This is a genomic window from Ruegeria sp. HKCCA4633, from assembly GCF_013034605.1.
Classification (GTDB): Bacteria; Pseudomonadota; Alphaproteobacteria; order Rhodobacterales; family Rhodobacteraceae; genus Ruegeria.
Genome location: NZ_WQGJ01000001.1, coordinates 30,367 through 45,916 on the forward strand (window position 1 = coordinate 30,367; position 15,550 = coordinate 45,916).

Genomic DNA, 15,550 nt, shown 5'->3' on the forward strand with positions numbered 1-15,550 from the left:
TATCAGCCCTTTTCCACGTCGGGTGCATCGACGGCCTTCATGCCGACAATGTGATAGCCCGAATCCACGTGCAGGTTTTCTCCGGTCACGCCGCTGGACAGATCCGACAGCAGGTAAAGGGCTGACTTGCCCACATCGTCGATGGTCACGTTGCGACGCAGGGGCGAGTTATATTCGTTCCACTTCATGATATAGCGGAAATCGCCGATGCCGCTGGCCGCCAGCGTCTTGATCGGACCGGCAGAGATCGAGTTGACTCGGATGCCGTCTTTGCCCAGATCCTCGCCCAGATACTTTACCGACGCTTCAAGTGCGGCTTTGGCGACGCCCATTACATTGTAATGCGGCATGACTTGCTCGGCACCATAGTAGGTCAGGGTGACGGCGCTGCCGCCTTCGCCCATCATCTTTTCGGCGCGTTGCATCACGGCGGTGAACGAATAGACCGACACATCCATGGTCAGTTTGAAGTTCGCCCGGCTGGTATCGACATAACGTCCGCGCAACTCATTTTTGTCAGAGAAGCCGATGGCATGAACCACAAAGTCCAGTTTGCCCCATTTTTCTTCCAGCGCGGTGAATAGCGCATCGATCGACGCCTCGTCGCTGACATCACAGGGCAGAACGATTTCACTGCCCAATTGGGCGGCCAGCGGGTCGACGCGCTTTTTCAAAGCATCGCCCTGATAGGAAAAAGCAAGCTCGGCCCCGGCATCGGACAAGGCGCGGGCGATTCCCCATGCGATTGATTTGTCATTGGCCAGTCCCATGATGAGGCCGCGTTTGCCGGCCATCAACTGATTTGACATGTGTGGTTCTCCGCCTGTCTTCGCGATGTGTTGAGTTGGTTTATGCCATTGGTAGCGTTGCTTCAAGGCCGTGCGCTCTTGCTCGCAGCGGGTTCTCGCCTTAGGTTCGTCTTTAATACTTTCCAGGGGATGGAAATGACCGAGCGTGATGGCATATTTGCTGGCTCCGATCCGTTTGAAATAGCGGGCCGGTGGCTTGCCGAGGCTGAAAAGACAGAATTGAACGATCCCAATGCGATCGCGCTGGCCACCGTCGACTCGGATGGTTTGCCGAACGCTCGTATGGTTCTGCTCAAGGAAATCGAAGCGGATTCGTTTGTGTTTTATACGAACTACGAAAGCGCAAAGGCCACCGAACTGGATGCCGCCGGGAAGGCCGCATTTGTCATGCATTGGAAATCTTTGCGGCGACAATTGCGTGTTCGTGGTACAATCACCCGCGAAGATGGGCCTCAGGCGGATGAATATTACGCATCGAGGTCGCTGAAGAGCCGTTTGGGGGCCTGGGCGTCGAAGCAATCTCAACCCCTATCAAGCCGTACAGCCTTGATGGCTGAGGTGGCCAAGGTGACTGCTAAGCTGGGTCCGAATCCCCCCCGCCCACCGTTTTGGGGCGGGTACCGATTGACGCCTACTGAAATTGAATTCTGGGCCGACGGGGCATTCCGCCTTCATGACCGGTTCAGATGGAAGCGTAATGAGCCGGGATCGGTATGGCATGTGGAAAGGTTGAATCCATGACGTTCACGTGTCGTGAAATGCAACAGACCGAAAATAAACAGTTTTTTCAGCTTGAAATTGCCTGCCATTCCCATAAACAACAAACCCTTAACGAACGGCTAAAATTCGCGATGGGAAAACCGTGCCAGAAGACCTGAACAATATGTATCGCGTCCGTGGACACGTTAAATGGTTCGATCCCGCCAAGGGGTACGGATTTGTCGTGTCCGACGAAGGTGGTCCGGACATCCTTTTGCACGTGAATGTGTTGCGCAATTTCGGCCAGAGTTCTGTCGCCGATGGCGCGGGGATTGAAATCATGACTCATCGCACGGACCGTGGTGTTCAGGCGGTTGAGGTCGTTGCGATTGATCCTCCGGAACGAACCGACTCGATGATGTTGGCCGATTTTGCCGAACTGGACCCGGTGGTTATTGCCGAGGCCCCGTTGGAAGCGGCACGGGTTAAGTGGTTCGACAAAGGCAAGGGTTTCGGTTTTGCGAACGTCTTTGGTCGGGGCGAAGATGTCTTCCTTCATATAGAAGTTCTGCGCCGGTCAGGCCTCGCTGACCTTCAACCGGGCGAAGCGTTGGCCATGCGTGTAATCGATGGCAAAAGAGGCCGGATGGCAGCTCAGGTGCTGGCTTGGGAAGCCGCGCTGGACGGCTGATTTCTCATGAGACGGTTTCTGACGCTTCTGACCCTGTTCTTTACGCTTTGGGCAGGTGGGGCGTTTGCCGCGTGTCGCGCTGATCAGGTTTCTTTGCGGAATGACGCGGCGACGGTACGATTTGACATCGAACTGGCGGTGACACCGCAAGAGCGTTCGCGAGGGTTAATGTTTCGCGAGTCACTTCCGAATCGATCCGGGATGCTGTTTGTTTTTAACCCGCCGCAACCCGTAGCTTTCTGGATGAAGAACACACTGATTCCGCTGGATATGATCTTCGTGGATCGAACTGGCACAGTTACTCGGGTGCATGAGGGGGCGATTCCCGGTGATCTGACCCCAATCGAAGGCGGAGATTCCGTATTTGCAGTGCTGGAAATCAACGCCGGACTGTCCGCTCGCTATTCAATTACGCCGGGCACGCAGTTGCAGCATGAAATTTTTTCGCAAGGTCCTGCAATTTGGCCCTGTTAGGGCTTTTCAAATCAGATTGGCATCGTTAGGAAGGCGCACGGTCCGGGGCGTGGCGCAGTCTGGTAGCGCACCTGTTTTGGGTACAGGGGGTCGTAGGTTCGAATCCTGCCGCCCCGACCACTTCCTCAATATCATGAGGGCAATCCGCCCATGGCTTGAAACAGCCTGCTGATCGATTGATCCAGGGTGGGGCTTTCCAAAGGCACTTCGATCACGGATCCGTCTTTCTGCGGAACTTCAAAGAACACGTTTGCATCCACGCGGTATCCCGCTGTGTTCTTGGTCGAGGTTAAGCGCGTGACGCTTTGCGGCAGGTCCTGTGGATTGCCGTCATAGTTCAGAATCAAAAAGGCGGATGCTTTTGCAGGCAGAATTTCGTAACACTCGAACTTCTGGTTACCTGTTTTCTCAAAAGATTCCCCCGGCCCGGTACAACTGGTTTCGAAGCTTTCGAACAATCTTTGGGGATAGGTGTCAAACTGTGCGCTGCGTGATGCAATGGGCACATCTTGTGGTGCGCAGGCCACGATACAGATCAGGATCAGGCTATAGGCTAACAGCTTCATCGGGTTGGACCTTTTTAAAATTGAACGAACTGGCGACTCGTGAACGCGATGGGTTGCGAGGAAATGCAATTGATTCCCAGCCAGCTTAATCGGCACCGTCTTGGTTGATCAAACACGGATAACTATGCTGGTAAAAACGGGAATTCGTTTTGAGACTTAAAGGTTTCGGCGGAATTTTGCCGTGGATGATCCTGTGGAGGAATCGCGCGAAATTGGGTGGCGGACTTGAAACGTTCTCAGGTCAACAAAAAAGATTTCAAAAAAGACGGAAAAAGGGCGTTGACCTTCTATGGGTTCATACGTCAAATTGTATGAGCCGAAGAGATTGCCACAATATCTGGTGTTCAAACTGGAAGAGGCAGCAGGCGAGGGTCGGAAAGCACATCTAATTTAAGTGCGCCGTTTTTGCGGTTTTTCCGCTGTCTTTGACAGCGAACGATACCCTTGTCCGTAAGACTCTGGGCGTTGTGGGCGGCACCCTGCAACACAAGATTTGGTGTCGGGAACTGAACATTGGGCGGAATTTAACCAGGGCTGCGGACATGAAGATTGAAAGAAAATTCACCAAACCAGATCAGGATGCCTACTCGGACCTGGATTTTGTGTCTGCAACGTCTGAAATCCGCAATCCGGATGGAACGATTGTTTTCCGTCTGGACAACATCGAAGTGCCCGCAAGCTGGTCGCAGGTGGCAAGTGATGTGATTGCTCAGAAATACTTCCGCAAGGCAGGTGTTCCCAGCAAGCTGAAAAAGGTCAAAGAAAGGGACGTTCCAGAATTCCTGTGGCGTTCGGTACCTGCCGAAGGTGCGGAGTTTGACGGAGAAATTTCGTCCAAGCAGGTGTTCGACCGTCTGGCAGGTGCATGGGCCTATTGGGGCTGGAAAGGCGGCTATTTCTCGGATGAAGAAGACGCGCGCGCCTATTTTGACGAGATGCGTTACATGCTGGCGACCCAGCGTGCTGCTCCGAACAGCCCGCAGTGGTTCAACACTGGTCTGCATTGGGCCTATGGGATCGACGGTCCGGCGCAGGGGCACCACTATGTCGACTACAAAACCGGCAAGCTGACGAAATCGAAATCCGCCTACGAACATCCGCAGCCGCACGCGTGCTTCATCCAGTCTGTCGACGATGATCTGGTGAACGAAGGCGGCATCATGGACCTGTGGGTGCGCGAGGCGCGCCTGTTCAAGTACGGCTCGGGCACCGGTACCAACTTCAGCCATCTGCGCGCAGAAGGCGAAGCGCTGTCAGGTGGCGGCAAATCTTCGGGCTTGATGGGCTTCCTCAAGATAGGCGACCGCGCTGCTGGCGCGATCAAATCAGGCGGGACAACCCGTCGAGCAGCAAAGATGGTGATCGTTGATGCGGATCACCCGGACATCGAGCAGTTCATCGAATGGAAGGTGATCGAAGAGCAGAAAGTGGCTTCGATTGTTGCCGGATCGAAGATGCACGAGAAGATGCTGAACGGTATTTTCGAGGCCATTCGTTCGTGGGACGGATCTGCTGACGACGCATATGATCCGAACGCAAACGACGCCTTGAAAAAGGCGGTGCGCGAAGCGAAAAAGGTTGCAATCCCAGAAACTTACATCAAGCGTGTTCTGGATTACGCCAAGCAGGGCCATGACAGTATTGAATTCCCGACCTACGATACAGATTGGGATTCCGAAGCTTACAGCTCGGTCTCGGGTCAGAACTCGAACAACTCGATCCGCGTCACCAATGCGTTCCTGACCGCTGTCGAAAAGGACGCCGATTGGGAACTGATCAACCGCACCGACGGCAAGGTCGCCCGCACCGTCAAAGCACGTGACCTGTGGGAAAAGGTCGGTCACGCCGCATGGGCCTGTGCCGATCCAGGCATCCAGTTTCACGACACAGTAAACGAATGGCACACATGCCCCGAGGACGGCGAGATTCGCGGCTCGAACCCGTGCTCGGAATATATGTTCCTGGACGATACGGCTTGTAACCTGGCGTCGATGAACCTGCTGACCTTTCTGAAGGATGGTGAGTTCCAGGCGGCGGATTACATGCATGCCTCGCGTCTGTGGACCCTGACGCTGGAAATATCGGTAACGATGGCGCAGTTCCCGTCGAAGGAAATCGCACAATTGTCCTATGATTTCCGTACGCTGGGTCTTGGCTACGCCAATATCGGCGGCTTGCTGATGAACATGGGCTACAGCTACGACTCGGATGAAGGCCGTGCGATCTGCGGTGCGCTGACCGCGATTATGACTGGAGTGGCTTATGCAACCTCAGCCGAGATTGCTGGTGAGCTGGGACCGTTCAAGGGGTACGAGCGCAATGCCGACCACATGCAGCGCGTCATCCGCAACCACCGCCGCGCGTCGCAGGGGGTTACCGAGGGTTATGAAAAACTGGCCGTGAAGCCAGTGCCTTTGGATCACGGTAACTGCCCGGACAAGCGTTTGGTCGATCTGGCCATGTCGGCCTGGGATGAAGCGCTGAGCCTGGGTGAGAAGAACGGCTATCGCAACGCACAGGCCACTGTGATTGCGCCCACCGGCACCATCGGTCTGGTGATGGATTGCGACACAACCGGGATCGAGCCGGACTTTGCTCTGGTCAAGTTCAAGAAGCTCGCGGGCGGCGGCTACTTCAAGATCATCAACCGCTCGGTGCCGTCGGCGCTGGAAAAGCTGGGGTATTCGTCATCTCAGATCGAAGAGATCGTGGGCTACGCAGTCGGCCATGGCACCATCGGCAACGCGCCGGGGATCAACCACACCTCGCTGACCGGTCATGGCTTTGGCCCCAATGAACTGGCCAAGGTGGACGCCGCGCTGGAAAGCGCCTTCGACATCCGCTTTGTCTTTAACCAGTGGACGCTGGGCGAGGATTTCTGCACCGGCGTTCTGGGCATTCCAGCGACCAAGCTGAATGACCCGACCTTCGACCTATTGCGCCATCTGGGTTTCACCAAAGCGGATATCGACGCGGCCAACGACCACGTTTGCGGAACCATGACACTGGAAGGCGCGCCGCACCTGAAGGAAGAGCACTACGCGATCTTCGACTGCGCCAACCCGTGCGGCAAGAAAGGCAAGCGTTTCCTTGGGGTTGATAGCCACATCACCATGATGGCGGCGGCGCAAAGCTTCATCTCGGGCGCGATCTCGAAGACGATCAACATGCCGAATGATGCGACCATCGAGGACTGCCAGAAGGCATACGAACTCAGCTGGTCGCTGGGTGTGAAAGCCAACGCGCTTTATCGTGACGGCTCGAAACTGTCGCAGCCTCTGGCAGCGGCGCTGGTCGAGGATGACGACGAGGCGGCTGAGGTGCTGGAAAGCGGCTCGACGCAGGAAAAAGCCGTTGTTCTGGCCGAGAAAGTGATCGAGAAGGTTGTGGTCAAAGAAATGATCCGCAGCCATCGCGAAAAACTTCCTCATCGCCGCAAGGGCTATACCCAAAAGGCAATCGTGGGCGGCCACAAGGTCTATCTGCGGACTGGTGAGTTCGAAGACGGCAAGCTGGGCGAGATCTTCATCGACATGCACAAGGAAGGCGCTGGCTTCCGGGCGATGATGAACAACTTCGCCATCGCCGTGTCGGTCGGCCTTCAATACGGTGTGCCGCTAGAAGAGTTCGTCGATGCCTTCACCTTCACCAAGTTCGAACCGGCAGGGATGGTGCAGGGCAACGACTCGATCAAAAATGCGACGTCGATCCTTGATTACATCTTCCGCGAATTGGCCGTGTCCTACCTGGACCGCACCGATCTGGCCCATGTGAAGCCAGAAGGCGCGACCTTTGACGATCTGGGTCGGGGCGAAGAGGAAGGTGTATCGAACATCTCGGAAATCAGTGAAAGCGCTGCGTCCAAGTCGTTGGAAGTGCTGAAACAAATCAGCTCGACCGGCTATCTGCGCAAACGTCTGCCTCAGGATCTGGCCGTGTTCAATGCGGGTCAGGCAGACTTGGGCGGTATGGCTGAAACGGCCGCTGCTTTCGAGGCACCCGTTGCGGAAAATGCTGTGGCCACGGGAATGGACGCCCGCACCAAAGCCAAGATGCAGGGTTACGAAGGTGACCCCTGCGGTGAATGCGGAAACTACACGCTTGTCCGCAACGGCACCTGCATGAAGTGCAACACCTGCGGCGCGACAAGCGGGTGTAGCTAAGTTTTAACGCCCTGGCACCCCGGGGCGTAGGGGTCGGACGCTGCCCTAGGTAACCGACCCCGACGAATACGGAGAAAGGACGTAAGACTTACCTGATGACCTTTCTCCACTCGGCTGACATGCCCGTGTTGGCCGGGAACAGGGTGGGGCGGAATATTTGCTCCCTCCCACTCTTTCACGGGGCGGGTGCGCTCGTCCCATGCGCAGTCCAGGCCGCAGGCAAAAAAACACCGGGCGGTCAACGATATGAGCCTGGAAGGCGAAACTGACAGGGGGCTTCGGCCCCCTTTCTTTTTTCGCGCGGTCGCTGTTCTAAGCGGTGTTTCGCCAGATCGTGCGCGGCGCGTGTGGCAAGACCTGCCGATACAGGTCTGGCGGAATTTTGCTCGGCGGCACTTTGCGATGCCGACTCGGTCAAACACGCAAGGATTGGCGCGAATCCCTGCTGGTCGCGCTATGCGGGGTGACGTGGTGCGAGGCTTTGTTGTTTCTGGGGCTTGTCCGGACAAAAACAAAACCAACCTATCAGGAGGCACCAAAAATGAAACCGCAGTATTTGATTGGAATTTACATCGCTGCTCTGACCTTGCCGGGACTGGTCTCGGCCCAATCTACAGCCGATGCCAATGGCGATGGCGTTCTGACCATCGAGGAAGTTCAGGCTGTCGCACCGAATGTAGACGCCGATACCTTCTCGGCGATGGACGCCAATGGTGATGGCGCGTTGGACGCTGACGAAGTGGCCGTTGCGCAAGAGGCAGGGCTGCTTCCGTCAAGCGATGGATAAATCCGTGGGTGGCCCGATTGGTTTCGGGCCGCCCTTCCGCTCACTAAGTGGGCAGATGAATTTTGAACTTTTCGCGCAGTTCCATGTCCAGCAGCGGATCGAACTTGGCCTCGGATGGCGCAGACAGAATTTCTTCCTTGCGCGCCGTTGCCTTGTCGATCAGATCGGGCTTGCCCAGCTCAACCCATTCTTTTGGCGAAGACCGGTCGCCGAAAACCGGATAGACATAGTCAGCTTGCATCCGGCTGAGCGTAGCTTCCGTTCCAAGATAGTGACCAGGGCCGCCCATGCAGACCTCGGCCATCTGGTCCAGAGCTAGGGTTTCATCGTTCACTTCGATGCCCCGCACGCAGCGCTGCGCCTGACCGATCAGGTCATCGCTGAGGATCAGGCTTTCAAAGCAGAAACCCAACAAAGAGGCGTGCATGCCCGCCGCTTCGTAGACCATGTTGAGACCGGACAGACCCGCCATTACGTTCGAGCACATCTGTTCCCACCCGGCCTGCATGTCGGGAAGTTTGGAATCCGACGCTCCGGCTGCTGCTCCGCCGGGTAGGTTGTAGAACCGGTGCATCTGTGCGCATCCAGCCGTCAGCAACGCCTGTTCGCCCGACCCAATGGACATCGCACCTGTCCGAAGGTCCAAGCCAAAGGGCCAGGTGCCAAAAACGGCTGGTGCTCCGGGACTTACGGCGTTTACGTAAACCAGTCCGGCAAGGCATTCGGCGGTCGCTTGAGTGATGGCTCCGGCTATGGTCGACGGCGCTGTGGCACCGGCCATCCCGGCTGAAAGAAGCAGGACAGGCATTCCGGCCTTGATGCACTCCTCCATCACTTCGCAGCTTTCAGTGGCGAACTTCATGGGGGGAACCACAAAGCAGTTCGAATTCGATACAAATGGCCGCTCGCGGTACTTATCCTCACCACCCGCGATCATGTAGATCATCTCCATCGCGGGCGCGACGTGGCTGGGTTCCGTGAACGATGTCCCGATGTGTTTGAAAGTGCCGGAACAGCTAGCATAGATCGTGTTCAGGTCCATTTCCAGGTTGTCGGCGATGTCGCGGCAAACCATAGGGCGTTGAACAAAGTGAATGTTATCAAGTTGCTGGCAGATTCGCGCGGCATCGTGTAGGTCCTGCACAGTTGAATCGCGGTATTCCCGCCCATGCACGTCGACCATGGACACGGCAGCGCCGGCAGTGCCGTAGTGAACTTTGGTGCCTGACAGCTCAAGATCGGTTTTGCCATCACGGCTGTACAATGTAACCGCGCGGTTAGCTTTGGCGATAGTGTCCTCGACCAAAGCGCGTGGAAATCTAATGCGTCCATCGTCCCCAAGGGTGCAGCCTGCATTTACAAGGTAGTCGATACCGCTTTGCGGGGCGTCAGCCAGACCGATGGTTTCCAGCGCGGTCAGTGCGGCCTCGTGAATACGTTCAATTTGTGCCTGCGTCAGAACATTTAGAACTCCGCCCTTCATTCCAGGGCGCACGGGGCGAAGATGGTCGGGCAGGGCCGTTGCGCGGGCGGCACGGCGTGCAGCGCGGCCTCCGCTGCGTGACGTGTTGCGGGATTGGTCGTTCATGTCTTGATCCGGTTGTTGAGTGATGCTTTGGGGTGCGGAATATCCCCTTACGGCCGTCCCCGAGCGGCACGTCCACGATCCGCACCAATGGTGCGGCTGATCAGGCTGATTTTCCAGTCGTGGTCTGTCATTCGGGTTCTCAACTTCTGGCCTTAGCCTTCCAAAACACTACGACACAATCTGTCCTGTTTACGACCTTTGTTGGTTTTTGCAGCTCATCGTGACGGTTTGCTGCCGGATAAAGGAGGATCGGGCAGATTTTCTCCCGTTTTGGAAGAATTCTGTTATACTGCATTCACTTACTTTTGAGTTTTGTGACCCTAGAATTGAATTCTGATGAAGCGAAACGCAGATTAGAATAAGTTTGCGTCTTTAGATCGAAACAAGAGCGACATAATTTTGTACCCGTGCAAAAAACCTCTTTCTGTCCTGTTCGTGGCGACCTGTCTCGCCAGCGCAGGCCCGGTTTTTGCCGAAGATTGGACAGGTGGTTATGTGGGCCTCAGCTTTGGATATGCGGATGCGGATGGTCCGGGCGGCTCCAGCGGTGATGACACCGCTTTTGGTGCGCATATTGGTTATGATCAGGACTTTGGGAATTTTGTCCTGGGTGGTGAGCTGGAATACAACCGGCTCTCGTTGGATTTGGGCTCGTCCCAAGGCAGTTTGGACAGCATGACTCGTCTGAAGCTGCGCGGTGGATATGATTTCGGCAACGCGCTTGGCTATGTGGTTGTCGGGGCGGCGCGGGCTGAAACCTCGGTCGACAGCGACACGGCAGCGGTTTACGGCATCGGCGTGGCGTACCCGATTGGAGAAAACTTTGTGATCAGCGGCGAGGCGTTGCGGCAAAATTTCGACGATGTCACCCGTTCCAGCGGCAGTCTGGATTCCAACGTTTTCAATTTACGAACAACGTTTCGTTTTTGAATACTATTCCGCAGCGTGACGCTGCGCGAGCTGTTCGGCAAAAGAGCACAGCGTTTTCAGTGCGCTAGCGAAACGGTTGTCTTCAACAGTCATGGCCACCCGAACATGCCCGGCGGCGGCTGAGCCAAAGCTTTCTCCGGGCATGACGGCAATGTTGTGCGTGTCCAACAAAGCATTGGCAAAACTTTCCCCGGACAACCCGGTCTTGCGCACGTCCAGCATCAGGTACATCGCCCCCTGTGCGGGCACCAGGCCAACGGTGGATTGATCCTGAAGAATCGCCACGGCCTGTGAACGTCGACGACGAAACGGGGCGGCGATCTTTTCCTCCAGCTCGTGTCCTGCGGTCAGAGCATAACTGGACGCGACCTGTATGAAGCCTGGTACGCCATAGGTTGTGTGGGTGGCCAGATTGATCAGATGGGCGATGACCTCTTCGGGGCCGACAATCCAACCACAGCGCGATCCCGTCATGGCATGGGATTTGGACATGGAACCAATGACAAGCGTCCGATCCTCCATACCGGGTAGAGCGCGCGGCGACAGGTGTTCTCCCTGCCAAACCTGCGTGTCATAGACTTCATCCGAGATCAGCCACAGGTCGCGTCGCTGGCAAATTTCGGAAACGTCTTCAAGCGATTGGCGGGAATAAACAACCCCGGTTGGATTGTTTGGTGTGTTGATCAAAAGTGAAACAGCACCGTCAGCCGCAGCATCGATCCGTTCGGCGCAGGGCTGAAAGGCGTCTTCTGCTGCGGTCTGAATTGCGCGGGCAACTGCTCCGACCCCGCGAATCGTTCCGGGATAGGTGGCGTAATAGGGATCTAGGAACAGCCCCACATCACCGGGATCACAAACTGCCATATGGGCCGCAAACAGCGCAGACTGGCCGCCGGGTGTGATCATAACGTTGTTGCGCGTTGTTGGGACGCCCGTCCGCGTTTGCACCCGTGCCGCCACTGTGTCGCGCAGAAGATCTGTTCCGGGCACCATGGCATAACCCGTATGTCCTTCGCGGGCGGACAGGTCCATGGCATGCAGGATCGATGGATCGGTTCGGATGTCATGTTCGCCGATGGTCAACTCGGTCACGGCCTGACCTTCGCTCAGCATCCGACGGGCCCGATAGAACACGTCCCAGCCGTCGCTGCCGCCGCCTGTAATCTGCGTGATGCGTTTAGAGAGTTTCATACCACTGCTCCGGGATAGCTTTTGGCTGAATGGGACAGAGCGGCAGAGCTTTGTCAATCAGCTTCGCGGCGGCAATGTCGCTTGCAGCTTTTTAGTCAGCGATGCCCGGACAATGTCGTATGACACCGTCAGGCGGTGGCGCAGTTCCTCAGGATCAGCATCAAACGGAAGGCGCACCCAACTGCGGTGGAAATAGGGGGCTTTCACCCCCACACCGGCATCAATCACCATCTGGGCCGTTTCCGCGTCGGGCGTTTTGACAGAAACCCCGTCATTTGCCGTACCGATGCAGGCAAACATCTTGCCACCGATTTTCCACGCACCGTGCCCGCCGCCCCAGGGGTCCGACAACGCGGCCCCGGGGAATTCCTTGCAAATCGCATTGACGTAATCTCGGTCCATGGTCCGCACGGTGACTGAGGCGGCGCGCAAACTCAATACTTGGCTTGAGGATCAACCCGTGCTAACCGAAGGACATGAACCCGATGACCTGCATCATTATCTGCTGCACTACCTGCTGATTTATCAAGCGGGCCGGTTTCTTTCGTTTTCATCCCTGAGACAAGTTGCTAAGCCCGCGCCAACGCGCAAGCACATGCTGTTTCTGAGGAGCCCGACCGATGACGACGATCAAGCTGCACAACACACGGACGCGGACGAAGGAAGACTTCGCTCCGATCGACCCTGAAAATGTGCGGATGTATGTCTGTGGTCCGACGGTCTATGACCGCGCGCATCTGGGCAATGCCCGCCCGGTGGTGGTGTTTGATGTGCTGTACCGCCTGCTGCGTCATGTCTATGGCGCGGATCACGTGACTTATGTGCGCAATTTCACCGACGTCGACGACAAGATCAACGCCACCGCGCTGGCGCGTAAAAAGGCGGGCGCGGAAGGCTCGTTAGAGCAGTTGGTACAGGAACGATCTGACGAAACCATCGGCTGGTATCTGCACGATATGGGCGCTTTGGGAACTCTTGAACCCAACGAGATGCCGCGTGCGACCCAATACATTGACCAGATGATTGCAATGATCGAGGATCTGATCGTTAAGGGCCATGCCTATGCCGCCGAGGGCCACGTGCTGTTTGCCGTCGACAGTTGGAAAGAGGGCTATGGCAAGCTGTCGGGCCGCTCGGTCGATGACATGATCGCAGGCGCTCGGGTCGAGGTGGCACCCTACAAAAAGAACCCGATGGATTTCGTGTTGTGGAAGCCGTCAACCGACGAACTGCCGGGTTGGGACAGCCCGTGGGGTCGGGGGCGTCCTGGTTGGCACATTGAATGCTCGGCCATGAGCTATGAGTTGCTGGGCGAGAGCTTTGACATTCACGGCGGCGGCAACGACCTGATGTTCCCGCACCACGAGAACGAGATCGCCCAAAGCTGCTGCGCGCACCCGCAAGGTGAGTTTGCGCGGGTTTGGCTGCACAATGAGATGCTGCAGGTCGAAGGGAAGAAAATGTCCAAATCGCTGGGCAATTTCTTCACCGTGCACGATCTGTTGGAACAAGGCGTGCCGGGTGAGGTGATCCGGTTTGTGTTTCTGCAGACCCACTATCGCAAGCCGATGGACTGGACTGAGAAAAAGGCGCGTGAGGCTGAGGCGACGTTGCGCAAGTGGCGGGCGCTGACAGCGGGCGTCGAGCCCGCCGCCAGCGCGGCACCTGCGGTGGTGGTGGCACTGAGCGATGATCTGAACACTGCAGGTGCAATGACCGAGTTGTACCGTCTTGCATCGGACGGTGACGCAGAGGGTCTGTTGGCGAGCGCGCAGTTGCTGGGGCTGTTGCTGCCAGAGATGGGCGCGTGGGCGGATACGGCATCTGTTGACTTGACTGCACATGCTGACCGTTTGGCCAACGCACGGGCGTCCGCCATGCAGAACAAGGACTTCTCGGAAGTTGACCGCCTCAAGGCCGCGTATATCGCGGCAGGGCTTGAAGTGCGCATGAGCAAGGAAGGTGTGGAACTGGTGCCCGGTGCCGGGTTTGATGCCTCCAAGTTGGAGGAGGTCTTATGACCAAAGAACGCCTCTACCTCTACGACACCACCCTGCGCGATGGGCAACAAACGCAGGGCGTTCAGTTCTCCACCGCCGAAAAGGTGCAGATCGCTCAGGCTCTGGATACTTTGGGAGTGGATTATATCGAAGGCGGCTGGCCCGGTGCGAACCCCACCGACAGCGCGTTTTTCGAGGTTGCTCCGAAGACCTCAGCCCGTCTGACGGCGTTTGGAATGACCAAGCGGGCAGGGCGCTCGGCCGAGAATGATGATGTGCTTGCAGCCGTGATGAATGCGGGCACGCAGGCCGTCTGTCTGGTGGGCAAATCGCACGACTATCACGTGACCCATGCGCTGGGGATCTCGCTTGAGGACAATGTCGAGAACGTCCGTGCCTCGGTCGCACATATCGTGGCGCAGGGTCGCGAAGCGCTGTTTGATGCCGAACATTTCTTTGACGGCTACAAGGACAACCCGGATTATGCGGTCGCGGTCTGCCGCGCCGCGCTGGACGCTGGCGCGCGTTGGGTGGTCCTGTGCGACACAAATGGAGGCGCTTTGCCGTCGGACGTTGGGCGGATCGTATCAGACGTGATCGCAGCAGGTCTGCCCGGTGATCGGTTGGGTATTCACACACATAACGACACCGAGAACGCGGTGGCCTGTTCCCTGGCGGCCGTAGAAGCAGGTGCGCGCCAAATTCAGGGCACCCTGAACGGTTTGGGCGAGCGTTGCGGGAATGCCAACCTAACCGCTTTGATCCCGACGCTGCTGCTGAAGGAACCCTATGCTTCGCAGTTTGAAACCGGCGTCAGCCTGGATGCTCTGGCGGGGCTGACCCGTATCAGCCGGATGTTGGATGACGTTCTGAACCGGGTTCCCAGCAAGCAGGCGGCCTATGTGGGGGCGTCTGCCTTTGCGCATAAGGCCGGACTGCATGCCAGTGCGATCCTCAAGGACCCATCGACCTATGAACATGTCGAGCCTGCAAGTGTGGGCAACTCACGCATCATTCCAATGTCGAACCAGGCCGGGCAGTCGAACCTGCGCAAACGTCTGACCGAAGCCGGGTTGAGCGTCGAGGCGGGTGATCCCGCGCTCGGTCGGATCCTTGAACGGATCAAACTGCGTGAAGCGGATGGGTATTCCTATGATACTGCGCAAGCCAGTTTCGAACTGTTGGCGCGGGACGAGCTGGGACAACTGCCCGAGTTCTTTGAAGTCAAACGCTACAAGGTCACGGTTGAGCGGCGGAAGAACAAGTACAACAAGATGGTCAGCCTGTCCGAGGCTGTTGTGGTCGTGAAAGTGGACGGTGAAAAGAAGCTGTCCGTCAGCGAGTCCATGGACGATTCCGGCAGTGACCGGGGGCCTGTGAACGCTCTGGCCAAAGCCTTGGCCAAAGATTTGGGGCGGTATTCGCAAGTCCTGTCAGATATGCGACTGGTCGACTTCAAGGTGCGGATCACACAAGGCGGGACCGAAGCGGTCACGCGTGTCATCATCGACAGCGAAGACGGGCAGGGGCGGCACTGGTCTACCGTGGGCGTCAGCGCGAACATAGTCGATGCATCGTTCGAGGCTTTGCTGGATGCGATTCAGTGGAAACTGGTGCGCGATTGCGATCCGCAGAAGGCAGCAGCTGAGTGA

General features: G+C 56.9%; 14 protein-coding genes and 1 tRNA gene. 10 read left to right on the top strand and 5 right to left on the bottom strand.

Annotated features, from left to right (window positions below; translation table 11 throughout):
- Window positions 1-2: 2 nt before the first annotated feature.
- Window positions 3-809 carry an enoyl-ACP reductase FabI gene (fabI, locus tag GOV85_RS00160; RefSeq protein WP_171173830.1) on the bottom strand — a complete coding sequence of 269 codons (807 nt, stop codon included), beginning with the start codon at window positions 807-809 and terminating at the stop codon, window positions 3-5.
- A 135-nt stretch (window positions 810-944) separates the two neighbouring features.
- On the opposite strand from fabI, the gene pdxH reads away from it, so the two are divergent.
- The 4 genes from pdxH to GOV85_RS00180 all read left to right on the top strand — a co-directional run bounded on the left by pdxH (window position 945) and on the right by GOV85_RS00180 (window position 2,793).
- The gene (gene pdxH / locus GOV85_RS00165) at window positions 945-1,550 is read left to right on the top strand and encodes a pyridoxamine 5'-phosphate oxidase (protein WP_171173832.1); all 606 of its coding nucleotides are present in this window, start codon (window positions 945-947) and stop codon (window positions 1,548-1,550) included.
- Window positions 1,551-1,692: 142 nt separating this feature from the next.
- Window positions 1,693-2,199, top strand: a complete 507-nt coding sequence (locus tag GOV85_RS00170; protein WP_174836485.1) for a cold-shock protein — start codon at window positions 1,693-1,695, stop codon at window positions 2,197-2,199.
- Window positions 2,200-2,205: 6 nt separating this feature from the next.
- Complete coding sequence (locus tag GOV85_RS00175; protein ID WP_171173836.1) at window positions 2,206-2,673, top strand: DUF192 domain-containing protein; 468 nt, start codon at window positions 2,206-2,208, stop codon at window positions 2,671-2,673.
- Between the two features lie 43 nt (window positions 2,674-2,716).
- A tRNA-Pro gene (locus tag GOV85_RS00180) sits at window positions 2,717-2,793 on the top strand.
- A gap of 11 nt (window positions 2,794-2,804) precedes the next feature.
- On the opposite strand, the gene GOV85_RS00185 is transcribed toward GOV85_RS00180, so the two are convergent.
- Complete coding sequence (locus GOV85_RS00185) at window positions 2,805-3,239, bottom strand: hypothetical protein (protein WP_171173838.1); 435 nt, start codon at window positions 3,237-3,239, stop codon at window positions 2,805-2,807.
- Window positions 3,240-3,781: 542 nt separating this feature from the next.
- Between GOV85_RS00185 and GOV85_RS00190 the strand changes: the two genes are divergently transcribed.
- Window positions 3,782-7,402, top strand: a complete 3,621-nt coding sequence (locus GOV85_RS00190; protein WP_171173840.1) for a vitamin B12-dependent ribonucleotide reductase — start codon at window positions 3,782-3,784, stop codon at window positions 7,400-7,402.
- A 541-nt stretch (window positions 7,403-7,943) separates the two neighbouring features.
- Complete coding sequence (locus tag GOV85_RS00195; protein ID WP_171173843.1) at window positions 7,944-8,189, top strand: hypothetical protein; 246 nt, start codon at window positions 7,944-7,946, stop codon at window positions 8,187-8,189.
- A gap of 43 nt (window positions 8,190-8,232) precedes the next feature.
- Here the strand turns inward: GOV85_RS00195 and GOV85_RS00200 are convergent, their stop codons facing one another.
- Window positions 8,233-9,777, bottom strand: coding sequence for a trimethylamine methyltransferase family protein (locus GOV85_RS00200; protein WP_171173845.1), 1,545 nt, complete (start codon window positions 9,775-9,777; stop codon window positions 8,233-8,235).
- Window positions 9,778-10,212: 435 nt separating this feature from the next.
- Between GOV85_RS00200 and GOV85_RS00205 the strand changes: the two genes are divergently transcribed.
- Window positions 10,213-10,707: an outer membrane beta-barrel protein gene (locus GOV85_RS00205; protein ID WP_348540099.1), complete on the top strand. Its 495-nt coding sequence runs from the start codon at window positions 10,213-10,215 to the stop codon at window positions 10,705-10,707.
- Between the two features lie 3 nt (window positions 10,708-10,710).
- Here GOV85_RS00205 and GOV85_RS00210 read toward each other — a convergent pair whose 3' ends face one another.
- Window positions 10,711-11,898, bottom strand: a complete 1,188-nt coding sequence (locus GOV85_RS00210) for a pyridoxal phosphate-dependent aminotransferase (protein ID WP_171173847.1) — start codon at window positions 11,896-11,898, stop codon at window positions 10,711-10,713.
- Between the two features lie 57 nt (window positions 11,899-11,955).
- Window positions 11,956-12,300 carry an MmcQ/YjbR family DNA-binding protein gene (locus GOV85_RS00215; RefSeq protein ID WP_171173849.1) on the bottom strand — a complete coding sequence of 115 codons (345 nt, stop codon included), beginning with the start codon at window positions 12,298-12,300 and terminating at the stop codon, window positions 11,956-11,958.
- Here GOV85_RS00215 and GOV85_RS00220 point away from each other — a divergent pair.
- Genes GOV85_RS00220 through cimA form a run of 3 tightly spaced genes read left to right on the top strand, consistent with a single transcriptional unit; the run spans window position 12,299 to window position 15,550 of the window.
- Window positions 12,299-12,586, top strand: coding sequence for a hypothetical protein (locus GOV85_RS00220; protein WP_171173851.1), 288 nt, complete (start codon window positions 12,299-12,301; stop codon window positions 12,584-12,586). The two genes, GOV85_RS00215 and GOV85_RS00220, sit on opposite strands and share 2 nt — an antisense overlap.
- Complete coding sequence (gene cysS / locus GOV85_RS00225) at window positions 12,519-13,919, top strand: cysteine--tRNA ligase (protein WP_171173853.1); 1,401 nt, start codon at window positions 12,519-12,521, stop codon at window positions 13,917-13,919. Before GOV85_RS00220 ends, cysS begins: the two co-directional genes overlap by 68 nt.
- Window positions 13,916-15,550: a citramalate synthase gene (gene cimA / locus GOV85_RS00230; RefSeq protein ID WP_171173855.1), complete on the top strand. Its 1,635-nt coding sequence runs from the start codon at window positions 13,916-13,918 to the stop codon at window positions 15,548-15,550. Before cysS ends, cimA begins: the two co-directional genes overlap by 4 nt.